Genomic DNA, 24,331 nt, shown 5'->3' with positions numbered 1-24,331 from the left:
ATTTCCTCCTGGTTTTCTCCTTCGACTTGATCCGACTGTCCATGCTTGACTATTTGCTTGTCAACGTTGATGGAATCAATATTCGGCCATCAAGATGTGCAGAGGCGACTACGGTGACCCCCATGCGCGATCACGACACCGCTCCCCACCGTCCCGGGCGCCGGCTGAGCACCAAGGAGACCGCCGAACTGCTCGGCGTGAAGCCCGAGACGGTCTACGCGTACGTGAGCCGCGGCCTGCTCAGCAGCAGACGCGAACCCGGCGGCCGGTCCAGCACGTTCGAGGCCGGGGAGGTGGAGGCCCTCGCCCGCCGCAACCGGCGCGAGGCGGCCGGGAGTCCGGGCTCCGGCGGGGACCTGTCCGTCCGCACCCGGATCACGCTCATCGAACAGGACCGGTACTTCTACCGGGGCGTGGACGCCGTCGACCTGGCCACCCGCCGCTCCTACGAGGAGGTCGCGGAGTGGCTGTGGACCGGCCGGCTGACCCCCGGGGTGACGTTCTCCGCGCCCGAGGCCACCGTCGCGGTGGCCCGCCGCGCGGTGGACGCCCTGTCCGAACACGCCTCCCCGGTCGACCGGCTGCGGGTCGCCGCGATCGCCGCGGCGGCCGAGGACCCGCTGCGCTTCGACCTGTCCGAGGACGCCGTGCTGAACACGGCGCGCGTCCTCATCCCGACCCTCGTCGCCGCGCTCCCGCCGGCCCGTCCCGGCCACAAGGACGGCGGCCCGCTGGCACAGCGCCTGTGGGGGCGGCTGACCGGCCACCCGGCCGACGAGGCCTCCCTGCGCGTCCTGGACACCGCGCTCGCACTGCTCGCCGACCACGACCTTGCGGCGTCCACACTGGCGGTGCGGGTCGCCGCCTCGGCCCGGGCGCACGCGTACGCGGCCGTCTCGGCCGGGCTCGGCGTGCTGGAAGGCCCGTTGCACGGTGCCGCCAGCGGCCTGGCCCACCGGATGCTCCTGGACGTGCTCGACCAGGGCACGGCGGTCCCGGTGATCGCCGACGAGCTGCGCGCGGGCCGCCGCGTCCCCGGTCTCGGCCACCGGCTGTACCCCGGCGAGGACCCCCGCGCGCGGGTGCTGTTCGGCCTCCTGGAGCAGGTCCCACGCGCGGAGTCCGCGCTGCTCGCGGCCCGTGACATCGTCGCGACGACCGCCCGGCACACCCCGCTGCACGCCAATGTGGACCTGGCCCTCGCGGTGTTCACCGCCTCCAGCGGCATGCCGGCCACGGCCGGTGAGACGATCTTCGCCGTCGCGCGGACCGCGGGCTGGATCGCCCACGCGCTGGAGGAGTACGGCGAGCGTCCGCTGCGCATGCGGCCCAGCGGCCACTACGTCGGTCCGCGCCCGCCGCAGCCCCTCCCGGAGTAGGACACGGGCGGGCCGGAAGTCGCCCCGGGGAAAGTCAGGTTAGGCTCACCTCTGTGAGTAGGTGTGCGACCGTCTCCCGGAGCCTCGACGAGCCGGTGTCCGGTACGGCGGCCACGGCGACGACATGGCTGCTGCTGGAACAGCCCGGCCCATGGGGCGCCAAGGCGCTCACGTCCAGTCACCTGGACCCCGCGCTGGGCCGGGCGCTGGAGGCCGCCGCCGACGGAACCGGCGTGCGGATCGCGCTCATCCGGCGCCCCGGGCGCCACGCCGACCCCGGTACGCCCCCGATCCGGCAGGTGTACGCCGCCCACACCGTCCCCGGGCGTGTGTGGCTGCACGGCGCCACCACACGCGATCCGCGGCGGCTGCTCGACCTGGATCTCGCCGGCCTCGGGGCGGGCGACCACCGTTCCTTCGGCGCGGTGCTCGGCGGACGGCCGCACCGGGGTGATCCGCTGGCGCTCGTGTGCACCAACGGCAAACGTGACCGCTGCTGTGCCCTCCTGGGCCGCCCGCTCGCCACGGAGCTGGTCGCCTCGGGGGTGCGCGGGGTCTGGGAGGTCACCCATCTGGGTGGACATCGGTTCTCCCCCACAGTGCTCGTCCTGCCGTACGGCTACGCCTACGGCCGCGCCGAGGCGCACACCGTCAAGGAGGCCCTGCACGGCGTCCAGGAGGGGCGTGTGGTCGTGGAGGGGTGCCGGGGGTGCTCGGCGTGGGAACGACCCGGCCAGGCGGCTGAGCTGGCCGTCCGGTCGGCCGCGGGCGAGTACCGGGCGGGTGTGCTCAGCGTCGTACGGACCGACGGCACGGCTCCGGGCTGGGAGGTCACCGTCCGGCACGCCGACGGCCGCCGGTGGCGGGTCACCGTGGCGCAGGGGACGTCGCTGCCGCCCCGGCCGGAGAGCTGTGGCGCGGCGGTGCTCGGTGCGCCCGCGCGGATGGACGTGGTCGAGGTGCGCGAGCTGAGGCCGACGACGCTGGCGAGTTAGCCGGGCTCGGGTGTGGTCCTGGGCGATGGTGCGGGTGCCATCCTGGGCGCGGATGCCGTCAACCCTTGATCAACGCATGGATCAAGAGATCCACACCACACCCGCTGGGGTGCGTCCGGCCGCCCCACGTACCGTCATGGGTATGAGCCCCACTCCCCCCGCCCGCCGGCTGCGCCTCGGTCTGCCACGGCGGATGTTCTCCCAGGTGCTGCTGATGCAGGTGGCGATCGCCGCGGGAGTCGCGGTGCTCGCGACCGGGCTCTTCCTCGCCCCGCTGAGCAAGCAGCTGGACCAGGAGGCGATGCGCCGCGCGCTGGCCATCGCCGAGACCACGGCCCAGGACCCGCAGATCGCCGAGGGCGTCCTGACCACCCCGCCGGCCAGGAACGGCCCCGTGCAGAAGGAGGCCGAGCGGATCCGGCGGGCCACGCACGCCGAGTACATCGTGGTGCTGGACCGGAACTGGGTGCGCTGGTCGCATCCCACGGCCTCGGAGATCGGCCGGCGCGTCTCCACCGACCCCACCGACGCCCTGGCCGGCCAGGAGGTCATGGAGATCGACAGGGGCACCCTGGGACGCTCGGCGCGCGGCAAGGTGCCGCTGTACGACGCCGACCACCGCATCGTCGGCGCGGTATCGGTCGGCATCGCCTACGACAGCGTACGGGCACGGCTGATCAGCGCGATCCCGGGCCTGTTCGCGTACGCCGGTGGAGCCCTCGCGGTGGGCGCGCTGGCCGCCTGGCTGATCTCGCGCCGGGTCCAGCGGCAGACCCGGGACCTGGCCTTCTCCGACATCTCGGCGCTGCTCGCGGAGCGCGAGGCGATGCTGCACGGCATCCGGGAGGGCGTGGTCGCGCTCGACCGGGGCGGCCGTATCCGCCTGCTCAACGACGAGGCACGACGGCTGCTGGGCATCGGCGACGAGGCCGTCGGGCGGACCCCGGACGAGGCGCTCGGCGCGGGCCGTACGACGGACGTGCTGGCCGGCCGGGTCACCGGCACCGATCTGCTCACCGTGCGCGGCCATCGCGTGCTGGTCGCCAACCGCATGCCCACCGACGACGGCGGTGCGGTGGCGACCCTGCGCGACCGCACCGAACTGGAGCAGCTGGGACGCGAACTCGACTCCACGCGCGGGCTGATCGACGCCCTGCGCGCCCAGGACCACGAACACGCCAACCGCATGCACACCCTGCTGGGGCTGCTGGAGCTGGAGATGTACGACGACGCCGTGGAGTTCGTCGGCGAGGTGGTCGGGGACCACCGGGCCACCGCCGAGCAGGTCACGGAGAAGATCCAGGACCCGCTGCTGGCCGCGCTGCTGGTGGGCAAGGCGACCGTGGCGGCCGAGCGCGGGGTCGCCCTGTGGGTGTCGGAGCGCACCCGGCTCCCGGACCGGCTGATCGATCCCCGGGGGCTGGTCACGGTCGTCGGCAACCTCGTGGACAACGCTCTCGACGCGGTCGCGGGCACACTCCACGCGCGCGTGGAGGTCGAGTTGCGCACGGAGGGCCGTACGGTCGTCCTGCGGGTACGCGACACGGGCCCCGGGATCCGCGAGGACCAGCGGGAGCTGATCTTCACGGAGGGGTGGTCCACCAAGAAGCCGCCCGCGCACGGCAAGCGGGGCATCGGACTCTCCCTGGTGCGCCGGCTCGCCGAACGGCAGGGGGGCAGCGCGGCCGTGGGCGCGGCGGCCGGCGGTGGCGCGGAGTTCACCGTGGTCCTGCCCGAGGCGCTGACCGAGCCGGAGCTGGAACCGGCGGTGCCCGAGGGGTCTGTCCAGACAGCTGCCGTCGCCGAGGAGGAAGCGCGATGATCGAGGTCCTGGTCGTGGACGACGACACCCGCGTCGCCCGGGTCAACGCCGCCTACGTGGAGAAGGTGCCCGGCTTCCACGTCGCCGGCGAGGCGCACAACGCGGCCGAGGCACTGCGCCAGGTCGAGACGCTGCCCCGGCTGGATCTCGTCCTGATGGACCACTACCTGCCCGACGACACGGGTCTCGCGGTGGTCCAGGAGATGCGCCGGCGCGGCCACCAGACCGACGTGATCATGGTGACGGCCGCGCGGGACGTATCGACCGTGCAGGCGGCCATGCGGCAGGGCGCACTGCAGTATCTGGTGAAGCCGTTCGCCTTCGCCGGTCTGCGGGCGAAGCTGGAGGCGTACGCCGAGCTGCGGCGCACCCTGGACGGCGGCGGGGAGGCCGAGCAGGCGGAGGTGGACCGCATCTTCGGCGCCCTGTCCGCCCCGTCGGAGCCCGGGCTGCCCAAGGGACACTCCCCCACGACGGCCGAGCTGGTGCGCCAGGCACTGCTGAACGCCGAACGCCCCCTGTCGGCCCAGGAGATCGCCGAGCGGACGGGGGTGAGCCGGCAGACCGCCCAGCGCTATCTGAAGCTCCTGGAGCGCACGGGCCGGGCCCGGCTGACGCTCAAGTACGGCGACGCGGGCCGCCCGGAACACCGTTATGTGTGGGCGACCCGCGCCTGAGCGCGCTTCACATGGACGCGGCGGCGGTCACTTGACCGCCTTGACGAACTCCGTCGTGTACGTCTTGCTCAAGTCGACCTTCGCGTTCTTGATGTTGGGGTTGAACGCCTTGAGGACCTTCTCGACGGTCTCAGGGCCGCCCTGGGGCATCACGCCGTCGTCGGTGAACATCGGAAGGGTGCTCTTGATGGCCTGCGCGTACAGCGCCTTGTCGCCCTGGGAGTAGTCGGCGGGCATCTTGGCGGCGATCTCGTCGGCGCTGTGCGTGGACATCCACTTGAGCGTCTTGACGAATGCGTTGACCAACTTCTGGACGGTGTCCTTGTGTCCGTTCACCCAGTCCGTCTGCATGTACAGACTTGACGAGGGGTACGGCCCGCCCAGCGCTTCCTGCGAGCCCTCGGGGGTGCGCATGTCGATGAGGATCTTCCCGGCCTTCTTGTCCAGGATCGTCGCGACGGTCGGGTCGGTGGTCATGCCGCCGTCGATCGCGCCCTTCTGGAGCGCCGCGATGAACGTGGGTCCGGCCCCCACCGCGACCGGCGTGAAGTCGCTGATCTTCACTCCGTTCTTGACCGCCAGGTACTTGGTGAGGAAGTCGGTCGAGGAACCGAGCCCGGTCACACCCAGCTTGCGGCCCTTGAAGTCCTTGGGGGAGGTGAGGTCACCGGCGGCCTTGTTGGAGACGACCTCGACCTCGCCGGGCGCGTGCGAGAACTGCACGACCGACTCCACCGACTTGCCCTTCACCTGAAGGTCCAGGGTGTGGTCGTAGAACCCGACCGCCCCCTGCACCTGGCCGGAGACGAGCGCGGTCTCGGCCTGGACCCCGGCGGGCTCGCTGAGGAGCTGGACGTTCAGCCCCTGCGCCTGGAAGTAGCCGAGGCGCTGGGTGAGCATCGCGGGCAGGTAGATGACCTTGTCCAGTCCGCCCACCATGATCTTGACGGTCTCCCCCTTTCCGCCGCCCCCGCCGCTGCCGGTGTCGGCCGTGGAGCTTGCCGCGTCGTTGGCGCAGGCGGTGAGGGAGGAGAGGGCGAGCAGTCCGGCGGCGGCCAGGGAGGCGTATCTGGCGGTCTTGCGCATACGGGTTCACGTCCTTGTGAGAGGGCTGTGCGGGAAGGAGCGGGGGGTGGCGAGGGGACCGGTCAGCTGTCGGAACCGGTGGGCCTCCAGCGGAAGATGCGGCGCTCGGCGAAGGTCAGCAGCCCCTCGGCGACGAGGGCGACGACGGCGAGGATGACCATCGCGGCGTACACGCCGGCGGCGTTGAAGGTGTTCTGCGACTGCGAGACGAGCAGGCCGATGCCCTTGGTCGCGCCGATGTACTCGCCGACGATGGCGCCGATGAGCGCGAAGCCGAAGCTGACGTGCAGGCTGGTGAAGATCCAGGAGGTGGCCGACGGGATGACCACCTGGAGGGTCACCCTGCGGTCGCTCGCGCCCAGGATGCGGGCGTTGGCCACGAGGTTGCGGTCCACTTCGCGGGCGCCCTGGAAGGCGTTGAAGAACACCGGGAAGAAGACGAGCACCACGGCGGAGGCCACCTTGGAGGACGGTCCGAGACCGAACCAGATCAGGAAGATCGGCGCCAGCACGATCCTGGGAATCGAGTTGAGCACCTTGATGTATGGACCAAGAACCTCGGCGAGCAATCTGATCCGCCCGAGCGCAATGCCGAGCAGCACACCGGCGATCACACCGATGACCCAGCCGAGCAGGGCCTCGTACAGCGTGTACCAGATCTGCTCGCCCAGGGAGCCGAGTGCCGTCCCATGGGTCACCCAGGTGTAGATCTGGTCCCAGATCTTCGAGGGCATCGAGAAGTTGAACGGATCGATGACCTTGGCGCGGGACAGCGCCTCCCACAGTCCGAGGACGGCCACCAGGAGCACCACGCGCACGGCGTTGACGAGGAGCTTGCGCCGGCGTGCGGCCTGGGCGCGGGTCTGCGCGCGATCGGGTGTCTTGACGGTGTCCACGACCGGGGTGCTGAGGACCTCAGGCGACATGGGCGGCACCCCTCTCGCGGGTGATGCGGACCTCTTCGCCGAGGGACTCCCAGATCTCGCGGTAGATCTCGATGAACCGCGGCTCCAGCCGCACCGACTCGACCTTGCGCGGGCGGGGCAGGTCGATGTCGAAGACCTGCTTCACGGTCGCGGGTCCGGCGGTCATCACGACGACCTTGTCGGCCAGCGCGATGGACTCCTCCAGGTCGTGGGTGACGAAGACGACGGAGGCGCCGGTGCCCTCCCACAGCTCCAGCAGCTCGTCCGACATCAGCGCCCGGGTCTGCACGTCGAGCGCCGAGAACGGCTCGTCCATCAGCAGGATCTCGGGGTCGTTGACGAAGGTGGCCGCCAGGGCGACCCGCTTGCGCTGACCGCCGGAGAGCTGGTGCGGATAGCGGTCCTCGAAGGCGGCGAGTCCCACCCGGGCCAGCCAGTCACGGGCCTTCTGCTTGGCCTCCGCCTTGGGTACGCCCCGGAAGCGCGGGCCCGCCATGACGTTCGACAGCACGGTCCGCCAGGGAAAAGTAGCGTCCTGCTGGAAGACGAAGCCGACCTTGTCGCCGACCCCGTCGACCGGTTCCCCGGCCACCAGCACCTCGCCCTCGCTGGGCTCCTCCAGGCCACTGACCAGGGTCAGCGTGGTGGACTTGCCGCATCCGGTCGGTCCTACGACGGCCACGAACTCGCCGCGCTCCACGGTGAGGTCCAGGCCGCGCACCGCCGTGTGCAGTCCCCCGGACGGGGTTCTGAAGGTCTTGCTCGCGCCCCGCAGCTCGATGGCGGGGCTGGTGTGTGCGCTCATGGACCGGGACGGTAGGTGTGGCCCCGGCCACAGCAGGAGTCTTGTGAGCACAAGCCGTTCTTTTGCTCGCAAGAACCTGTTGTGCTCGTTTTGCTCGCGCTACAACTGCGGAGCCGAAACACGGGCTGAACGCTCGCCGGCCTTGTAAGGAGAGGCCTGATGATTGACGTCCTGGTGGTCGACGACGACTACCGTGTCGCTGAGATCAACGCCAAGTACGTGGGAAAGGTTCCCGGCTTCCGGGTGGCCGCCCGCGCGCACAGCGCCGCCCAGGCCCTGGCCGCCGTGGAACGCGGTTCCATCGACCTGGTCCTGCTCGACCACTACCTGCCGGACCAGACCGGCCTGGAACTCGTGCACCGCATGCGCGAGCAGGGCCACGGCACCGACGTCATCATGATCACGGCGGCCAGCGATGTGACGACCGTGCAGCAGGCGATGCGCCTGGGCGCCCTGCACTATCTGGTCAAGCCGTTCACCTTCGCCGCGCTGCGCACCCGCCTGGACTCCTACGCCGCCCTGCGCCGCACGGTGGACCGGGTGGGCGGCCGAGGCCTGACGGGCCAGGAACAGGTCGACCGGATCTTCGGTGCCCTGCGCACCGCCCCCGCGCCTTCCGCACCCGGCCTGCCGACCGGCCACTCCGAGCCCACGACCGACCTCATCTGCGGTGTACTGCACGGCGCCGACCATCCTCTGTCGGCCCACGAGGTGGCCGCCCGGACGGGCCTGAGCCGCTCCACCGCCCAGCGCTATCTCCGCCACCTGGAACAGGCGGGCCGTCTCCGCCTCTCCCTGAAGTACGGCGACACCGGCCGCCCGGAACACCGGTACGCCTGGGTGGCGCCGTAGCGGGGCCGCGGCCGGCTACACGGCTCCGGCCCCGGTCAGCGAACGCACCTCCGTCTCGGCGTACTTGGCCTCGTCCGGGACCTCGTCCGAGGTGACCGTCCCCAGCCAGCCGGCGAGGAAGCCGAGCGGGATGGAGACGATGCCCGGGTTCTCCAGCGGGAAGTACTGGAAGTCGACACCCGGGAACAGGGATTCCGGGCTGCCGGACACCACCGGGGACAACAGCACGAGCCCGACCGCCGGGAGCAGCCCGCCGTACACCGCCCACACCGCGCCCCGCGTGGTGAAGCCGCGCCAGAACAGTGAGTAGAGCAGGACCGGCAGGTTCGCCGAGGCGGCGACCGCGAAGGCGAGGCCGACGAGGAAGGCGACGTTGAGATCGCGGGCCAGCAGGCCGAGCCCGATCGCCACGACGCCGATGCCGACCGCCGCGCACCGTGCCACGGCCACCTCGCTGCGGGGCTTGCCGCGCCGCCGGCGCAGTGACGCGTACAGATCGTGGGCCACCGAGGCCGAAGAGGCGAGCGTGATGCCCGCGACCACCGCGAGGATCGTGGCGAACGCCACGGCGGCGACCACCGCGAACAGCACGGTGCCCCCGGTCGAGCCCGCTCCGCCGCCCAGGTCGAGGGCGAGGAGGGGCACCGCCGTGTTCCCGGCCGCGTTGGACCCACGCACGGCCTGCGTCCCCACCACCGCCGCCGCCCCGAAGCCGAGGACGATCGTCATCAGGTAGAAGCTGCCGATCAGACCGATGGACCACACCACGGAGCGGCGGGCGGCCCGCGCGGTCGGCACGGTGTAGAAGCGGGACAGAATGTGCGGCAGGCCCGCCGTGCCCAGCACCAGCGCGAGCCCCAGGCTGATGAAGTCGAACCGGGCGTTCCAGTCCCCGCCGTACTTCAACCCCGGCGCCAGGAACGCCCTCCCATGGCCGCTGCGCTCCGCCGCCGTGAGCAGCAGCCGGTCGACATCGCCGTGGAAGCGCAGCAGAACCAGGACGGTCAGCACGACCGTCCCGCTCAGCAGCAGGACCGCCTTCACGATCTGGATCCAGGTGGTGGCCCGCATCCCTCCCAACGACACATAGATCACCATGAGCGCGCCGACACCGATGACCGTCCAGGCCTGGGCCGCGCCGCCCGACCGCCCCAGCAGCAACGCCACCAGACTGCCCGCGCCGACCATCTGCGCCACCAGATACAGCACGGACACCATGACGGAGGACGTTCCCGCGGCGATCCGCACCGGCCGCTCGCTCATCCGGGCGGCCACCACGTCGGCCAGCGTGAAGCGCCCGCAGTTGCGCACCAGTTCGGCCACCAGGAACAGCACGACCAGCCACGCGACGAGAAATCCCACCCCGTACAGCAGCCCGTCGTACCCGTACAGCGCGATGAGCCCGCTGATCCCCAGGAAGGAAGCCGCCGACATGTAGTCGCCCGCGATGGCAAAACCGTTCTCCATCGGGGAGAACAGCCGCCCGCCCGCGTAGAACTCCTCCGCCGAACCGTGCCGTCTTCGGCTCACCCACGTCGTGATCCCGAGGGTGACCGCCACGAACCCGCTGAACAACAGCAGCGCCAGAATCTGATGGTCACCGGTCATGGGGCCCCTCCCTGCGCTCCGCGGGCCAGTTCCTGGGTGTCCCAGCGCAGCTCCAGCGCGGCCCGGTCCCGACGCAGCCGCGCGTGCCGGGAGTAGGCCCAGGTGAACAGGAAGGTGGTGAGGAACTGCCCGAGCCCCGCGAGCATCGCCACGTTCACCGCCCCCACCACGGGCCGGGCCATGAGTCCCGGCGCGGTCGTCGCGGCGACCACGTACGCCACGTACCACGCCAGGAAGGCCGCGGCCCCCGGCACCACGAACCGCCGGTACCTGCCGCGCACTTCCTGGAACGCCTCACTCCGCTGCACCACGACGTACACATCGCGGGCGCGCGCCGCCGCGTCGGGCTCAGCGCGCGCGGGCGGCACGGCCGGCGCCGGCATGCCCGCACCGTCCAGCTCGCCCCAGCCCGAGGGCAACGCGTCGTACCAAGGGTCCTCGTACGTCGCGTCACGGGAGGCCGCGCCGCCGTCTTCCTGGTTCCCGGCCGATCTCTCGGGACCGTCCCCGACTCCACGAGGACGACTGTTGCTTGACTGCATGCCCAAGGATGGACAGAACGGGAAGATCCGTGACTCTTCTTCCTCCGGCTCTTCACCCCATCAGGTGATTCACCCGATGGGTGGCCGCACCAGCCCCTTGCTGTAGGCGTACCGCACGGCCTGCGCCCGGTCCTTGAGGCCCGTCTTGGCGAAGAGGTTGTTGATGTGAGTCTTCACGGTCGCGGTCGAGACATGCAGCCGACGGGCGATCTCCTGATTGCTGAGACCTTCGCCGATCAGCACCAGGACCTCGGTCTCGCGCGTGGTCAGCCCGTCGGGCACCTCGCCGGCCGCGGGCACCGGCATGGGCTCGGCCTGCGACAGCCGCTCCAGCAACCGCCGCTGGACACTCGGCGACAGCCCCGCGTCCCCCGAGAGCACACTGTGCACGGCACGGACGATCTCGTCACCGCCCGCGTCCTTGGTCAGGTAACCCCGCGCGCCGGCCTTGAGCGCGGGGAACAGCGAATCGTCGTCCGCGTAGGTGGTGAGCACCACGACCTGCGTGCCCGGGTACTGGGCACGGATCCGCCGGGTGGCCTCCACGCCGTCGCAGCGGGGCATCCTGAGGTCCATCAGCACGACATCCGGAACCAGTTCCCCGACCAGCCGCACCGCCTCCTCCCCGTCTCCCGCGGCCCCGACGACCTCCACGCCGGGCAACAGCCCGAGCAACATCACGATGCCTTCACGGACCACGGTCTGATCGTCGGCCACCACTACCCGTGCGGGCTTCCTCTCCCCCTCCGGCTGCGTCATACGGGCACCTTCAGCGTCACCACGAACCCCTCCTCGTCCGGTCCCGCGTCCAGCGAACCGCCCAGCAGTTCGGCGCGCTCACGCATGCCGAGCAGACCGTACCCGCCCCCGGATCCGTACAGTTCGCCCGCTACGCCGCCCGAGTCCCGTACGTTCAGCGTCACTTCGTGCTCGCTGTAGTCGAGCCACAGGGTCACTTTGGCGCCCTGCGCGTGCTTGCGGACGTTCGTGAGTGCCTCCTGGGCAACCCGTCGCACGGCCTGGGACGCCTCGGCCGGCAGGGGTCTGCGTTCACCTGTGACGGTGACCTCCGCGCCGTCGGCCGTGCTGACGAGTTCGGCCAGGAACTCCTCCAGCGGGGTCAGCTCGCCCCGCAGCGCGGACAGCGCCTGCCGGGTCTCGGCGAGGCCGTCGCGGGCCATGCCACGGGCGGCCACCACCCGCTCCAGGATCCGCTCCCACTCCGCGCCGTTCTCGATCAGCAGCCGGGCCGCCTCCAGCTGCACGAGCTGCGCCGAAAGGCTGTGCGCCAGCACGTCGTGGATCTCCCGTGCGATGCGGGCACGCTCGGCCAGTGCCGCGGACTCGGCCTCGGCCGCGCGGGCGGCGCGCTCCTGGGCGAGAAGCCGCTGCGCACTGCCCCGGGCTTCCGCGTCCAGCCGCAGGACGTACCCGGCGAGGGCCATACCGGCCACGGTGGCGGCCGTGGTCAGCCAGACATCGTTGGTGAACGCGGAGTACGAGGCCAGCGCCACCGACGCGACGGGGACCGCAGCCCCTAGCGGCAGCCGCTCCAGCGCGCCGACTCCACAGCCGCACCAGATCACGAGGGCCGGCCCTGTGAATCCCGTGGCCTCAGCGGCGACCGCGATGCCCAGGAGCACGCCCATGAGCGCGAGGGAGGGCACCAGCCGGTGCTCGTAGGTGGTCCGGAAGAAGGCCCAGGAGACGAGTGCGGCGAAGAGGATCACCGCCGCTGCCGCGAGTGCTTCCCAGAGACCGACGTCCCTCTGGCGGAAGGCACCCCACAGGAGCATGGCCAGCACGAGCAGTCGGACGGCCCAGACGAGCATGCGCCGGGGGCGGGTGGTTCCCGTGCGGCCGAGCGCTTCGCGTGACGGCCAGCGTGTCCAGGCGTTCTCTGTCACACGCGCTCCTTCCACGCCGACCGCTCGTCGTCACCGTACGCCGGGGCGGGGCGGCTGGGGGCGGGACGGCTCGCGTCTCCGACGGAGTGGGCCCGCCAGGCCAGGATCCCGCCGCGGACCAACAGGGTGCCGGCGAGGCCGAGCATCAGCGCGGAGCTGTCCTGGTGCACGCCGAAAGCGGAGCCGAGGGCGAAGACGCCGACTCGCAGGGCTATGCCCACGATCCATACGGCGCCGCTCGCCTTGCTGCTCTTGGTCCATACGACGCCGTCCGGCGCGGTCCAGACACGGGTGGTCCAGCCCCAGCCGACGCCGGTGACCAGGCCGATGAACAGCTCGACCACGAGCAGTCCAGCGGATTCGGCACGGTGGTGGGCGTCGAGGATGCCGGGCTCGCGCAGTGAGACGACGGCCAGGAGCACAGGCAGCAGCCACCAGCGCCGGTCCGTGTCGATCGCCCGGGCGCGGAACTGCCGTGCGATCACTATGGCGACCACGGCAACGGTCACCAGCGCGTTGACGAGCCCGGGCATCTGGACCTCCGTGGGCGAGAGGGCGGTGCGGAAGCGAGTGCTGCCGACGCCTTTGAAGCTACGGAAGTCCGCAGGCCAGGGGATCGGACCCGGGGTGGATCACGGGTGGAACCTGGAACCGGCCCGCCTCCACCCAGGGGTGGAGAGACCTTCGGGGGCGGATGGTGGGTGGCTGTAAGGGGTGGGATGCAAGGTGGTGGGCGATGGTGCAGGGCAGGCGGGTCAGGGCAGGCGGGTGCCCATGGGTACGACGACCGACGGACGGCCAGCGGCGGACTGGCGGACTGGCGGGCTGGCGGGCTGGCGGGCTGGCGGGCTGGAAACAGCGGACACCCTGCCCTCCGCGCCGACCACTCACACCGTCCCGCCCCGCCGCATCCCGGCACGCCCTGGCAGGCGTCCGCTCGGCTGCCACCCGGCAAACCCTGACTCTTCCCCGCCCCCGGCCCGCCTGCCCGGCGGGGCCCGCTTCAAGCGAGCCCCGCCTACGCCACCGCCCTCCCGGCAACGGCCGCCCACACGGAACGCCTGCCCCGGGGAAGCCCTCACCCCGGGCCACCACCCTCGTCGGCGGAAAGCCCCCGTCGGCCAAACCCAGCGCAGCGGCTACGCGTCGATGCGCGACCGGTCCAGCGTCGCCGCCGAGCTGGAGATGAACTCCTTGCGGGGTGCCACGTCGTTGCCCATGAGCAGGTCGAAGACCTGTTCGGCGGCCTCCAGGTCGGAGAGGTTGATGCGGCGCAGCGTGCGGTGGCGCGGGTCCATCGTGGTCTCGGCCAGCTGGTCGGCGTCCATCTCGCCCAGACCCTTGTAGCGCTGGATGGAGTCCTTGTACCGGATGCCCTTGCTCTGGAACTCCATGAGCTTGTCGCGCAGCTCACGGTCGGAGTACGTGTAGACGTACTTCTCCTGCCCCTTCTTCGGCTGGATCAGCTCGATGCGGTGCAGCGGCGGCACGGCGGCGAAGACCCGGCCGGCCTCGACCATGGGCCGCATGTAGCGCTGGAACAGCGTGAGGAGCAGGCAGCGGATGTGGGATCCGTCCACATCGGCGTCGGTCATCATGATGATCTTGCCGTAGCGGGCCTGGTCGATGTCGAAAGTACGGCCCGAGCCAGCTCCTATGACCTGGATGATCGCGCCGCACTCGGCGTTCTTGAGCATGTCGGTCACCGACGACCGCTGCACGTTGAGGATCTTGCCGCGGATCGGCAGAAGGGCCTGGAACTCGGAGTTCCGCGCCAGCTTGGCCGTGCCGAGCGCGGAGTCACCCTCGACGATGAACAGTTCGCTGCGGTCGACGTCGTCGCTGCGGCAGTCGGCGAGCTTGGCCGGCAGGGACGAGGACTCCAGGGCCGTCTTCCGGCGCTGGGCGTCCTTGTGCTGACGGGCCGCGACCCGGGTGCGGGCAGCCGCGACGACCTTCTCCATGACCACCCGGGCCTGGGCGGCGGCGTCACGCTTGGTGGCGGTGAGGAACGCCTTCAGTTCCTTGCTGATCACGCTGTTCACGATGCGGCGGGCCGCCGAGGTACCGAGGACCTCCTTGGTCTGCCCCTCGAACTGCGGCTCGGCCAGCCGGACCGTGACGACGGCGGTGAGGCCCTCCAGGGCGTCGTCCTTGACGATGTTGTCCTCGGCCACACGCAGCAGCTTCTTGGCGCGCAGTACGTCGTTCAGCGTCTGGGTGAGGGCCTGCTCGAAGCCGGTGACGTGGGTGCCGCCCTTGGGGGTGGCGATGATGTTGACGAACGACCTGAGGGTCGTGTCGTAGCCCGTGCCCCACCGCAGCGCGACATCGACGCCCAGCTCACGGGTGACCTCGGTGGGGGTCATCTGACCGTGTTCGTCCAGAACCGGGACGGTCTCCTTGAAGGTGCCCCTGCCCGAGAAGCGGAGGACGTCGCAGATGGCCTTGTCGTTCGCCAGGTACTCGCAGAACTCGCTGATACCGCCGTCGAAGCGGAACGACTCCTCGCCCTTGCTGCCGCCCTCGCCGAGACCGAACTCGTCACGGACGACGATGGTCAGGCCGGGCACCAGGAACGCGGTCTGCCGGGCGCGCTGGTGCAGGTTCTCCAGGGACAGCTTGGCGTCCTTGAGGAAGATCTGCCGGTCGGCCCAGTAACGCACGCGTGTGCCGGTGCGCGTCTTGGGGATCTTCTTGGCTTTGCGCAGACCGCTCTTGGCCTCGAACTTCGCGTCGGCACCCTCGGCGGCGAAGGCTCCGGGCACGCCGCGCCGGAAGCTGATCGCGTGAGTGTGGCCGCTGCGGTCCACCTCGACGTCGAGGCGGGCCGAGAGGGCGTTGACCACGGAGGCACCGACGCCGTGCAGGCCGCCGGAGGCCGCGTAGGAGCCGCCGCCGAACTTGCCGCCGGCGTGCAGTTTGGTCATGACGACCTCGACGCCGGACAGGCCGGTCTTCGGTTCCACGTCCACGGGGATGCCGCGGCCGTTGTCGCGCACCTCCACGGAGCCGTCGTCGTGGAGGATCACCTCGATGTGGTCGCAGTAGCCGCCGAGGGCCTCGTCCACCGAGTTGTCGATGATCTCCCACAGGCAGTGCATCAGACCGCGGCTGTCGGTCGAGCCGATGTACATGCCGGGGCGTTTGCGCACGGCCTCAAGACCCTCAAGGACGAGCAGGTGCCGCGCGGTGTAGTTGGAACCGTCCCGGTCTGCTCCTGCCAGCAGCGCTGTGGACGGCACGGACGTATCGGCGGTCACGCGGTTCGCTCCTCGCTGAATTTCAGGTGGCCCCCTTTTGGGTAAGGGGGCGGCTTCGGTCGCCGCACAGAGGGTACCGAGCCCTGGTAGAGCCGGTGTAACGCCACCCTCGTCGGCAACTCACCCTAGTCCACACTCGTATGCTTGTTCGATCCCTCGATGGAGTGAAGCACACATCACGTTCCCTTCGAGGCATGAACCATTTAGGCTCCGGGCACGTCCTCATGAACAACCGGCAACCCGGCCGAGAGGACCGAGACAGCAAGACAGCGCGAACCCGTACGCATACAAGAGACGCAATACGGCACATTCGCCGCCAACCGGCAGCAGACAGCAGCCCCGGAAAGATTTTTTCGAGGAAAAGCCACGAGCGGGAACGTTTTCGGGCTGGTTGGATGTTGACCCTGGTACGACAGCTCGTCGAGCTAGAGAAGAGGCGACGTGACTACTGTTCTGACCCCCGCGAGCCCGTTGACGGCCGCCGATCGCTGCGACCGCTGCGGCGCCCAGGCATACCTGCGCGTCGTCCTGCTCAGCGGCGGAGAACTGCTCTTCTGCGCCCACCACGGGCGCAAGTTCGAGCCGGAACTCAAGAAGATCGCCGCTGAGATACAGGACGAGACGGAGCGGCTGACGTCCGTTCCAAACAACGCTTCCGACGAAGAGCGCTGAATCTCGCACCACGACGAGCCAGCCCCGGCACAGGCCGGTGAACGGGCGGCCGCTCCTCAGCAGGAGCGGCCGCCCGTGCTCATACCCTCAGACGCGCGCTCACGAGCGACCGGAAGGCTGGGTCCCGGCGGCCGGCCGCAGCGCTCGTACGATCTCCGAGACGCGCGTGTAGACGCCGGGGAGCCCCGGCCGCCCGCAGCCGCTCCCCCACGACACGAGGCCGATCAGCCGATCCCCGGCCACCAGCGGCCCGCCGCTGTCCCCCTGGCAGGCGTCGGGGCCTCCGCCGGCCTCACCGGCGCACAGCATGGTGGCGGCCCGGTAGGCGCCGTCGGGGCCGCCCGGATAGGCGCGGGCACACATCTCGTCGGGCAGTACGCGTACGCGTGCGGCATGGAGCCGGCGTGCGTACGCCCCTCCGCCGGTCGTGTCCCCCCACCCGGACACCAGGGCCTGCGTGCCCGGTGCGTACGCCGGATCGCCCGCGCCCGCCATGGCGACGACCGCACTCCGCGGCAGCGGTCCGGCGAGCCCCAGGACCGCGAAGTCCCCTGAGTTGGTCGTGACGTCGTACGCGGGGTTGAGCCGGATCTCCCGCACGGCGATCTCCTCGCCCTGCTTCGACAGCAGGTCGGTGCGGCCCGCGATGACCTTGAGGTCGCGCACACGGTTCGGCGGTGTCCCGAGGACCTCCTCGGACAGACAGTGGGCCGCGGTGACCACGGTGGTGCGCCCGACGGCCACAGCGCCGCAGAACTGGCCCGCCCGCGTACCTCCGAACCGGTCACGGCTAGCCAGCGCCACCGTCCACGGAGCCTGGGAGACGTCGATCGGGAACCCTCCGACCACTACGCTGTCGGCGACGGCGGGAGACGCGCTCACCAGGGGTATCGCGGTCACGGTGGCCGCCAGGGCCAGTGGCCGGATCAGTGCCCGCACAACGGAACGGCGCATGCATGCTCCTCACTCTGGGTCCTCCTGGGACACCCAGAGTCATCCACACCACCACAGCGCGCAGCACGAAGGCCCGGCTCCCGCTAGGGGAGCCGCGCCTTCGCCGTCGTACGACCTCGACCTAGTCGAGGTAGTCGCGCAACACCTGGGAACGCGACGGGTGGCGCAGCTTCGACATGGTCTTGGACTCGATCTGGCGGATGCGCTCACGCGTCACGCCGTACACCTTGCCGATCTCGTCGAGGGTCTTCGGCTGACCGTCGGTGAGACCGAAGCGCATGGAGACGACGCCCGCCTCGCGCTCGGACAGGGTGTCCAGGACGGAGTGCAGCTGCTCCTGCAGGAGCGTGAAGCTCACCGCGTCGGCCGGGACGACGGCCTCGGAGTCCTCGATGAGGTCACCGAACTCGCTGTCGCCGTCCTCGCCCAGCGGGGTGTGCAGCGAGATGGGCTCACGGCCGTACTTCTGGACCTCGATGACCTTCTCCGGGGTCATGTCGAGCTCCTTGGCCAGCTCCTCCGGGGTGGGCTCGCGGCCCAGGTCCTGGAGCATCTGGCGCTGCACGCGCGCGAGCTTGTTGATGACCTCGACCATGTGCACCGGGATACGGATGGTGCGGGCCTGGTCGGCCATGGCGCGGGTGATCGCCTGACGGATCCACCAGGTGGCGTACGTGGAGAACTTGTAGCCCTTGGTGTAGTCGAACTTCTCGACCGCGCGGATCAGACCGAGGTTGCCCTCCTGGATGAGGTCCAGGAAGAGCATGCCGCGACCGGTGTAGCGCTTGGCCAGGGAGACCACCAGACGGAGGTTGGCCTCCAGGAGGTGGTTCTTGGCGCGGCGGCCGTCCTCGGCGATGATCTCCAGCTCGCGCTTGAGCTTCGGGGCGAGTTTGTCGGAGTTCGCCAGCTTGTCCTCGGCGAACAGACCCGCCTCGATGCGCTTGGCCAGCTCGACCTCCTGCTCGGCGTTGAGCAGGGGGACCTTGCCGATCTGCTTCAGGTAGTCCTTGACCGGGTCGGCGGTGGCACCGGCTGCGGCGACCTGCTGCGCGGGCGCGTCGTCCTCGTCCTCGTCGGACAGGACGAAGCCGGCGCTCTCGGCACCCTCCGGCTCGTCGGCGACCTTGGTGTCCTCGAGAACCTCGTCCTCGAGAAGCTCGACGTCGTCCTTCTTGGCCGTGGTCTTCTTGGCGGCCGTCTTCTTCGCTACGGCCTTCTTGGCGACCGTCTTCTTGGCGGTCACCTTCTTGGCGGCGGCCTTCTTGACGGGTGCGGCTTCTTCGGCAGAATCGGCTGCGGCCGGAGCCGCGGGCGCTGCGGGGGCGGCCGTGGTCGCGGTGGCCTTCCTGGTGGTCACCGTCTTCGCCGCGACCGTCTTGGTGGCGGTGCGCTTGGCGGGGCTCTTCGCTGCGACGCTCTTGCGGGTGCGCTTGGGCTCTGCGGCACTGACCATCAGCGTCACACCCTCTTCCTCAAGAATCTGGTTGAGGCTGCGCAGTACGTTCTTCCACTGAGTGGCCGGAATCTGGTCAGCTTCGAAGGCCCGACGCACATCGTCGCCGGCGATCTGCCCCTCAGCCTTTCCCCGCTCAATGAGCGCCATGACAGAGACGGACTCGGCGATCTCCGGCGGGAGCGTACGGGATGTGCTGGCCGACACGAACAACCTCTCGGAACGTTGGAAAACGGCTTCCGGCACCGTCCACTGCGGACAGGAGCCGACCACCGGCCTGGGGATGGGCCGACGGCGCGGGCGGGGGCCGGGAAGATGCACAGCGCCTGGTTCGGCGTCCGTATTCCCTCCGCGGCTATCACCTCTTAGGTCATCGCGCTGTCTCCACGAGCGTTACGCCCAATCTGCGTGGCCCGAGTCACACCCCATAAGCGGTCAAAGGTGGTCAGACATGTGCAAATGAGATCACCCTTGGCCTTCGGACCGGTCGCACCCACGGCCAGGGCTTCCCGTCACCGCCGGACCCGGCCGGACTCCAGATGGTCCGGCGGGGTCCGGCGGCGGCCGGTACCCGGGCCTGCTGCCGCCACGAGTACCACGAGAACGCCGCACACCGGCGACCGCACCGCGTTCCTCGCGAGGTCAGTGCTCGCGCGGGGCGGGGACCACGCGCTCCACCTCGGGGTGGACGGTGAGGAGCTGCCGCATGGCCGTCTCCGCCGCCGTGCCGTCGCCGGTGCCGAGCGCGTCGACGATCCGCGCGTGCTGCGCGAGGGACGCCTCGTTCGGCCGGTCGCAGCCGGTGACCGGGCCACCGGAGACCTGGAGCGCCGCCGAGACGATGCCGGACAGGTGCTCCAGCATGCGGTTGCCCGCGATCTGGATCAGCAGCGAGTGGAACTCGGTGTCGGCGCGCGAGTAGGTGAGCGCGTCGCCCTGGGCCAGCGCGTGGCTCATGATCTCTACCATGTCGCAGAGACGCTGCTGCACCTCCTCGCGCCCGTGCCCGGCGGCGAGACGGGCGGCGAGCGGCTCGATCGTCCAGCGCAGCTCGCTCAGTTCCCGGCGCTGGTCGTCGCGCTGCGGCCCGAAGGCCCGCCACTCGATGATGTCCGGGTCGAGAAGGTTCCAGTCGCTGACGGGACGCACGCGCGTGCCGACGTTGGGACGGGCGCTGACCAGGCCCTTGGCCTCCAGGACGCGGAGGGACTCGCGGACGACGGTGCGGGAGACCTCGAAACGCTGGCCGATCTCCTCCGGCACCAGCGGGCGGTCGGCGCCCAGGTCACCGGAGACGATCATCTGTCCCAGCTGCTGGACGAGTTGGCCGTGCAGTCCGCGTCCGCGGCTGCCCGAGGCCCGCCTGCCGACACGGCCCAGCTCGGGGTCCCCGCCGTCCCAGGCAGGCGCGCCGACGCGGTCGGCCACCGGGGCCTCGGCGTAGGGGTAGCGGTCGAGTTCGCCCGGGCCGGTCAGACCTGAGTCTGCGGAGCGGGCGGCGGTCATCATGGTGTGCGCAAGGGTACTCACGGATCCTTTGTCGGCGCCGCCTTCAACTCCCTTGAGGTCTTTGGTGAAAAGCACACGAAAGGGTGATCGCTCACGACGTCGCAATTGACGCCTTATCGAAAAGAAATGAGCCTTCTTCGGGAAGTTGTGCACACAGCGAGAACGGAAGCGTACGGACGGTTGTCATCGGAGCCGGGTGCGCAGCGCTGTGAGCAGGTACGCGCAGAGCAGCGCCGCCAGTGACAACGTCAGTGCGCCTCCTACGGGTTGAGCGAGCACCCGCGCCACCGCGACCAGATACCGCTCCCCTCCGAAGGGCCACTGCAGCAGGAAGACCTCCCGCATCCGCACCGGGAAGTCGGCCGCCATCCGTACGGCCGGACCCTGCAGCGCCTTGTGCACGAGGGGCACGACAAGGACGGGCACGGCGAGCACGGCGGCCAGTCCGGCCGTTGTGGACCGGAACACACCGGCCGCCAGCACACCGGCCCAGGCGCAGCCGACGACCAGTCCGAACCAACTCGCGGTCAGCGAAAGCCACTCCGCGGGAACTTGCGTCAGCTCCCGTCCGTAGACGATGTAGAGCACTTCGGCGTCGCAGCCCACGGTGAGGAAGGCGAGCAGCACCGCGGTGGCTCCGGAGACGAGCAGTTTCGCGGTGAGCAGCCCCAGCCGGCGGGGCACGGTGCCGCGATCCGCCGCCAGGGCGGGGTGGCGGAACTCGTCCCCGAAGGCCAGCGCACCGAGCAGTCCCGCCCCGAGCGCTGCGGGCGGCAGCGGCAGTTCCCGTGGCCACGCCGCGAACAGCCGCGCCTGCGGGGTGTGACCGAGGCGCGCCAGGAGTACGGCGGTGAGCGCGGACACCACCAGTACGGCACCGCAGGTGAGGAAACCGGTGCCGATTCCGGCGGCGCGCCGGATCTCGTAGCGCAGGGGGCGGAGGGGGCTGCGGGCGGGGCGGACGGAGATGGGGGGTGGGAGGGGGGAGGGGGCGGGGAAGGGGCGGACACCGTCGGACCTGGCGGCGTGGCCGGTCTGCTGCTGCCGGACGCCCGGATTCCTGGCTCCGGGGAGGAGAGTACGGGTGCCGGCGACGGTCGCTGTGGGGGTTCGGGTCCTTCCTGTCTGCGGTTCGGAAGCCGAGGCGACTCCGCCGAGGCCGGTGTCCGGGGTGGCCGCCGCGTCGGTGGACCGGCCGCCGGGCGCATCACCGGCGTCGGCAGCGGCCGTTTTCTCCTCGCCGGATGCGGTGACTGCGTCGTGGTCGCGGGTGGCGTCGTCGGCTGCACCGGCCGACGACGCGTCGTGCGTCCTGGCACCGGACATGATCAGCGGACGTTCTGCCGCGCTGCCTTCATCAAGGCCGTGGCCGGGCGCAGTCCGCTCGCCGTCAGCGGTCCACACGCGCTCCCGTGCCGCGAGCACAGGGGCCGATCGGCCTTCACCGACCAGGGACAGGCCACCCATGGCCCTCTCCGGCTCCGGCGCCGAGGAGTCGATGGTGTGTTCCCGCTGCCCCGCCGGCCGCGCGGTGATGGTCGTGTCGACCGACGAGCGCACCGGCGCGGCGGTGTCCGGCTCGGGCGCGGACCCGTCGGGGGTCGTCGCGCCGGATTCGGCCGCTGCCGCATCGGCCGCCGGAGCGCGTGACTCCACCGGCGGCTCCGTGGCGCGCGGGTCCGCCGCGTGGAGGGCAAGCGTCGCGGCCTCCTCGGACACCGGCCTCGCGTGTTCGGGCGCCGTCGGCACCTCGTCCACGGCTTCGCCCGGGTTCTCCGGTGAGTCGCCGGGCGCGGCCGAGCCGGGTTCCAGCGGGGAGCCCGGGGCGGACTCCGGCGCTGAGCAGCCCGACACGGTACGTCGGCGACGCGCCCACGAAGGGCCCGCCGAGGCCTGCTCCGGCTCTCCGTAGGGGGCGTCGGGCGCCGCCGGTTCCGGTTCCGCCGGGCCGTGGTCCGGCCAGGCCGCCCGGTCCGCCGACGGTGCATCCGGGACAACCGGGAGGGGCTCGGTGGAGCAGACCCCTTCACCGATCTCCGTGCCTGCCCCCGGCCCCATGTCGCCGACCTCGTCCGCCAGTTGATGGACGAGGATGCCGTGACGGAACGCGATCTCGCCGACGTCGGCGGTCGTGGTGCCGTACACCGACAGGCGGTTGCCGCCCTCGCGTACGACCTCGACGGAGCGGCGAGCGGTGCGCGCGTCTTTGGCGAGCAGGGCCGCGAGGCGTGCGGCGTGGGGGCTGCGGACGGCCACGCGGGGGCGTAGCCGGGTACGGGCGAACACCCTTGCTTCCTGGTCCGCGACGACTTTGCCGGAGTCGAGCGTGACGACCCGGTCGGCGGTGCGCGCGGCCTCCTTGGTGTCGGCCGTGGTGAACAGCACCGTGCCGCCCTGGGCGGCATGGGCCCGCAACATGCTGTGCAGCCACTGGGCCTCACGGGCGGAGAGGCCGTCGGCGGGTTCGTCCAGGACGAGCGTGTGCGGGTCGGGCAGCAGGGCGCAGGCGAGGCCGAGTCTGCGGTCCATGCCGCGCGACAGCGTGCCGAGGCGCTCCTCGCGGAGGCTGACGAGACCGACCACTTCGAGGACCTCGTCGGCCCGTCGCGCGGGAACGCCCGACGCCGCGCACAGCATGCGCAGATGGCCACGGACCGTGCGGGACGGGTGGCCCGGTACGTCGCCGAGGAGTACGCCGACTTCCCGCGACGGATGCGCGATCCGGTGCAGGGGCCGCCCTCGGAAGTAGGTGATGCCGCGCCCGGGTTGGAGCTCAAGCATGAGTTTGAGCGCCGTCGTCTTGCCCGCACCGGCGGCCCCGAGGAGCGCGGTGACATGCCCGGCGTGCGCTTCGAAGGAAACGTCGTCGACAGCGGGCGGATGCGCCTTGCGGGGATTGCTGGTCAGTCCGAAGGCCTGGATCACCTGCAGCAAGATAGCGCTATGTGTCTGGTTTTCCCGGTATAAGACGACTTGCGAAAACATGCCGTGTGGTCTAGCCCCGATCTTGTCCGCCGTTCGATGGAGTCGGGGCTCAGTACGGGCAGCCGGTGCGCCGGCCGTCCAGCGGGTCCGCCGCTCCTCGACTCACACCTCGGGGCGCAGCATCGGCGGGTTGAGCAGGGTGGCACCGCCGGCTCGGAAGAGCTGGGCCGGCCGGCCGCCCTGGCGTGTGGTGGTACCCCCTGTCGGGACGAGGAATCCGGGAGTTCCGGTGACCTTGCGGTGGAAGTTGCGCGGGTCGAGGGCCACGCCCCACACCGCCTCGTACACCCGGCGCAACTCTCCGACGGTGAACTCGGGCGGGCAGAAGGCGGTGGCCAGCGACGAGTACTCGATCTTGGAGCGGGCGCGTTCCACTCCGTCGGCGAGGATCTGCGCGTGGTCGAAGGCGAGTGGTGCCACGGGTTCGCCGTCTCGGCCATAGCCACCCTGCTGGAGCAGTTCCTCGACCGGGGCCCAGCGCGCGTTGCTGGCGTCGCCGCCGGCGCGCGGCGCGGGCAGGTCGGGCGCGAGCGCGAGATGCGCGACGCTGACCACACGCATGCGCGGGTCCCGCTTGGGGTCGCCGTAGGTGGCGAGCTGCTCCAGATGGGCTCCGTTGTCCTGGGCCGGGGCCGAGGGGTCATGGGCGCACAGCCCGGTCTCCTCGGCCAGCTCGCGCGCCGCCGCCTGGGACAGATCCTCGTCGGCCCGTACGAAGCCGCCGGGCAGTGCCCAGCGCCCCTGGAACGGGGGCTCGCCCCTGCGGACCGCCAGCGCGCACAGGGAATGGCGGCGTACGGTCAGCACGACCAGGTCCACGGTGACAGCGAAGGGCGGAAAGGCTGACGGGTCGTAGGGCATGCCGCGATCATAGTCGTCTTCCTGACGATAAA

At 70.8% G+C, this 24,331-nt stretch carries 20 protein-coding genes; 6 read left to right on the top strand and 14 right to left on the bottom strand.

Annotated elements, in window-relative coordinates; genetic code table 11:
• Positions 1–122 precede the first annotated feature (122 nt).
• From AB0L21_RS23995 to AB0L21_RS23980, 4 genes are all read left to right on the top strand, one after another.
• Complete coding sequence (locus AB0L21_RS23995; protein WP_365705667.1) at positions 123–1,379, top strand: citrate synthase; 1,257 nt, start codon at positions 123–125, stop codon at positions 1,377–1,379.
• A gap of 53 nt (positions 1,380–1,432) precedes the next feature.
• Positions 1,433–2,374, top strand: a complete 942-nt coding sequence (locus AB0L21_RS23990; protein ID WP_365705665.1) for a sucrase ferredoxin — start codon at positions 1,433–1,435, stop codon at positions 2,372–2,374.
• Between the two features lie 142 nt (positions 2,375–2,516).
• Positions 2,517–4,196: a sensor histidine kinase gene (locus AB0L21_RS23985; RefSeq protein WP_365786274.1), complete on the top strand. Its 1,680-nt coding sequence runs from the start codon at positions 2,517–2,519 to the stop codon at positions 4,194–4,196.
• Positions 4,193–4,873, top strand: coding sequence for a response regulator (locus AB0L21_RS23980; protein ID WP_365786272.1), 681 nt, complete (start codon positions 4,193–4,195; stop codon positions 4,871–4,873). The genes AB0L21_RS23985 and AB0L21_RS23980 overlap by 4 nt, the downstream gene beginning before the upstream one ends.
• Positions 4,874–4,900: 27 nt before the next feature.
• Here the strand turns inward: AB0L21_RS23980 and AB0L21_RS23975 are convergent, their stop codons facing one another.
• The 3 genes from AB0L21_RS23975 to AB0L21_RS23965 all read right to left on the bottom strand — a co-directional run bounded on the left by AB0L21_RS23975 (position 4,901) and on the right by AB0L21_RS23965 (position 7,690).
• Complete coding sequence (locus AB0L21_RS23975; protein WP_365705659.1) at positions 4,901–5,959, bottom strand: ABC transporter substrate-binding protein; 1,059 nt, start codon at positions 5,957–5,959, stop codon at positions 4,901–4,903.
• Positions 5,960–6,021: 62 nt separating this feature from the next.
• A complete protein-coding gene (locus AB0L21_RS23970; RefSeq protein WP_365705657.1) occupies positions 6,022–6,885 on the bottom strand; it encodes an ABC transporter permease in 864 nt (287 codons plus the stop codon).
• Entirely contained in the window at positions 6,875–7,690 is an 816-nt protein-coding gene (locus tag AB0L21_RS23965) for an ABC transporter ATP-binding protein (protein ID WP_365705655.1), read from the bottom strand. The genes AB0L21_RS23970 and AB0L21_RS23965 overlap by 11 nt, the downstream gene beginning before the upstream one ends.
• Positions 7,691–7,849: 159 nt before the next feature.
• Here AB0L21_RS23965 and AB0L21_RS23960 point away from each other — a divergent pair, with 159 nt between their 5' ends.
• Entirely contained in the window at positions 7,850–8,542 is a 693-nt protein-coding gene (locus AB0L21_RS23960; RefSeq protein WP_365786270.1) for a response regulator, read from the top strand.
• A gap of 15 nt (positions 8,543–8,557) precedes the next feature.
• Here AB0L21_RS23960 and AB0L21_RS23955 read toward each other — a convergent pair whose 3' ends face one another.
• From AB0L21_RS23955 to AB0L21_RS23930, 6 genes are all read right to left on the bottom strand, one after another.
• Entirely contained in the window at positions 8,558–10,150 is a 1,593-nt protein-coding gene (locus tag AB0L21_RS23955) for a cation acetate symporter (protein WP_365786268.1), read from the bottom strand.
• A complete protein-coding gene (locus AB0L21_RS23950; RefSeq protein WP_365786266.1) occupies positions 10,147–10,692 on the bottom strand; it encodes a DUF485 domain-containing protein in 546 nt (181 codons plus the stop codon). The genes AB0L21_RS23955 and AB0L21_RS23950 overlap by 4 nt, the downstream gene beginning before the upstream one ends.
• 69 nt (positions 10,693–10,761) lie before the next feature.
• Entirely contained in the window at positions 10,762–11,451 is a 690-nt protein-coding gene (locus tag AB0L21_RS23945) for a response regulator transcription factor (protein WP_365786264.1), read from the bottom strand.
• Positions 11,448–12,599: a histidine kinase gene (locus AB0L21_RS23940; protein WP_365786262.1), complete on the bottom strand. Its 1,152-nt coding sequence runs from the start codon at positions 12,597–12,599 to the stop codon at positions 11,448–11,450. Before AB0L21_RS23940 ends, AB0L21_RS23945 begins: the two co-directional genes overlap by 4 nt.
• Positions 12,596–13,132 (bottom strand): DUF1453 domain-containing protein, encoded by a 537-nt coding sequence (locus AB0L21_RS23935; protein WP_365786260.1) that lies wholly within the window; start codon positions 13,130–13,132, stop codon positions 12,596–12,598. The genes AB0L21_RS23940 and AB0L21_RS23935 overlap by 4 nt, the downstream gene beginning before the upstream one ends.
• 606 nt (positions 13,133–13,738) lie before the next feature.
• The gene (locus AB0L21_RS23930; protein ID WP_365786258.1) at positions 13,739–15,862 is read right to left on the bottom strand and encodes a DNA topoisomerase IV subunit B; all 2,124 of its coding nucleotides are present in this window, start codon (positions 15,860–15,862) and stop codon (positions 13,739–13,741) included.
• 441 nt (positions 15,863–16,303) lie between these two features.
• Here AB0L21_RS23930 and AB0L21_RS23925 point away from each other — a divergent pair, with 441 nt between their 5' ends.
• A complete protein-coding gene (locus AB0L21_RS23925; RefSeq protein WP_365705639.1) occupies positions 16,304–16,534 on the top strand; it encodes a hypothetical protein in 231 nt (76 codons plus the stop codon).
• Between the two features lie 99 nt (positions 16,535–16,633).
• Here AB0L21_RS23925 and AB0L21_RS23920 read toward each other — a convergent pair whose 3' ends face one another.
• The 5 genes from AB0L21_RS23920 to AB0L21_RS23900 all read right to left on the bottom strand — a co-directional run bounded on the left by AB0L21_RS23920 (position 16,634) and on the right by AB0L21_RS23900 (position 24,299).
• Positions 16,634–17,488, bottom strand: coding sequence for a serine protease (locus AB0L21_RS23920; protein ID WP_365786256.1), 855 nt, complete (start codon positions 17,486–17,488; stop codon positions 16,634–16,636).
• A gap of 121 nt (positions 17,489–17,609) precedes the next feature.
• Positions 17,610–19,151, bottom strand: a complete 1,542-nt coding sequence (locus AB0L21_RS23915) for an RNA polymerase sigma factor (RefSeq protein WP_365705635.1) — start codon at positions 19,149–19,151, stop codon at positions 17,610–17,612.
• Between the two features lie 435 nt (positions 19,152–19,586).
• Positions 19,587–20,474: a FadR/GntR family transcriptional regulator gene (locus AB0L21_RS23910; protein WP_365705632.1), complete on the bottom strand. Its 888-nt coding sequence runs from the start codon at positions 20,472–20,474 to the stop codon at positions 19,587–19,589.
• Positions 20,475–20,636: 162 nt separating this feature from the next.
• The gene (locus AB0L21_RS23905) at positions 20,637–23,378 is read right to left on the bottom strand and encodes an ATP-binding cassette domain-containing protein (RefSeq protein WP_365786254.1); all 2,742 of its coding nucleotides are present in this window, start codon (positions 23,376–23,378) and stop codon (positions 20,637–20,639) included.
• 162 nt (positions 23,379–23,540) lie between these two features.
• The gene (locus AB0L21_RS23900; RefSeq protein ID WP_356336680.1) at positions 23,541–24,299 is read right to left on the bottom strand and encodes an NUDIX hydrolase; all 759 of its coding nucleotides are present in this window, start codon (positions 24,297–24,299) and stop codon (positions 23,541–23,543) included.
• Between the last annotated feature and the right edge of the window lie 32 nt (positions 24,300–24,331).

It is taken from the genome of Streptomyces sp. NPDC052721 (assembly GCF_040678315.1).
Classification (GTDB): Bacteria; Actinomycetota; Actinomycetes; order Streptomycetales; family Streptomycetaceae; genus Streptomyces.
This window is presented reverse-complemented; position numbering and strand designations above follow the sequence as displayed.

Excerpts from the sequence above, each read along its gene's own strand:
- AB0L21_RS23970 (WP_365705657.1), bottom strand. The coding sequence starts at position 6,885 with ATGTCGCCTGAGGTCCTCAGCACCCCGGTCGTGGACACCGTCAAGACA.
- AB0L21_RS23900 (WP_356336680.1), bottom strand. The coding sequence starts at position 24,299 with ATGCCCTACGACCCGTCAGCCTTTCCGCCCTTCGCTGTCACCGTGGAC.
- AB0L21_RS23975 (WP_365705659.1), bottom strand. The coding sequence starts at position 5,959 with ATGCGCAAGACCGCCAGATACGCCTCCCTGGCCGCCGCCGGACTGCTC.
- AB0L21_RS23965 (WP_365705655.1), bottom strand. The coding sequence starts at position 7,690 with ATGAGCGCACACACCAGCCCCGCCATCGAGCTGCGGGGCGCGAGCAAG.
- AB0L21_RS23995 (WP_365705667.1), top strand. The coding sequence starts at position 123 with ATGCGCGATCACGACACCGCTCCCCACCGTCCCGGGCGCCGGCTGAGC.
- AB0L21_RS23945 (WP_365786264.1), bottom strand. The coding sequence starts at position 11,451 with ATGACGCAGCCGGAGGGGGAGAGGAAGCCCGCACGGGTAGTGGTGGCC.
- AB0L21_RS23950 (WP_365786266.1), bottom strand. The coding sequence starts at position 10,692 with ATGCAGTCAAGCAACAGTCGTCCTCGTGGAGTCGGGGACGGTCCCGAG.
- AB0L21_RS23985 (WP_365786274.1), top strand. The coding sequence starts at position 2,517 with ATGAGCCCCACTCCCCCCGCCCGCCGGCTGCGCCTCGGTCTGCCACGG.
- AB0L21_RS23955 (WP_365786268.1), bottom strand. The coding sequence starts at position 10,150 with ATGACCGGTGACCATCAGATTCTGGCGCTGCTGTTGTTCAGCGGGTTC.
- AB0L21_RS23935 (WP_365786260.1), bottom strand. The coding sequence starts at position 13,132 with ATGCCCGGGCTCGTCAACGCGCTGGTGACCGTTGCCGTGGTCGCCATA.
- AB0L21_RS23920 (WP_365786256.1), bottom strand. The coding sequence starts at position 17,488 with ATGCGCCGTTCCGTTGTGCGGGCACTGATCCGGCCACTGGCCCTGGCG.
- AB0L21_RS23980 (WP_365786272.1), top strand. The coding sequence starts at position 4,193 with ATGATCGAGGTCCTGGTCGTGGACGACGACACCCGCGTCGCCCGGGTC.
- AB0L21_RS23960 (WP_365786270.1), top strand. The coding sequence starts at position 7,850 with ATGATTGACGTCCTGGTGGTCGACGACGACTACCGTGTCGCTGAGATC.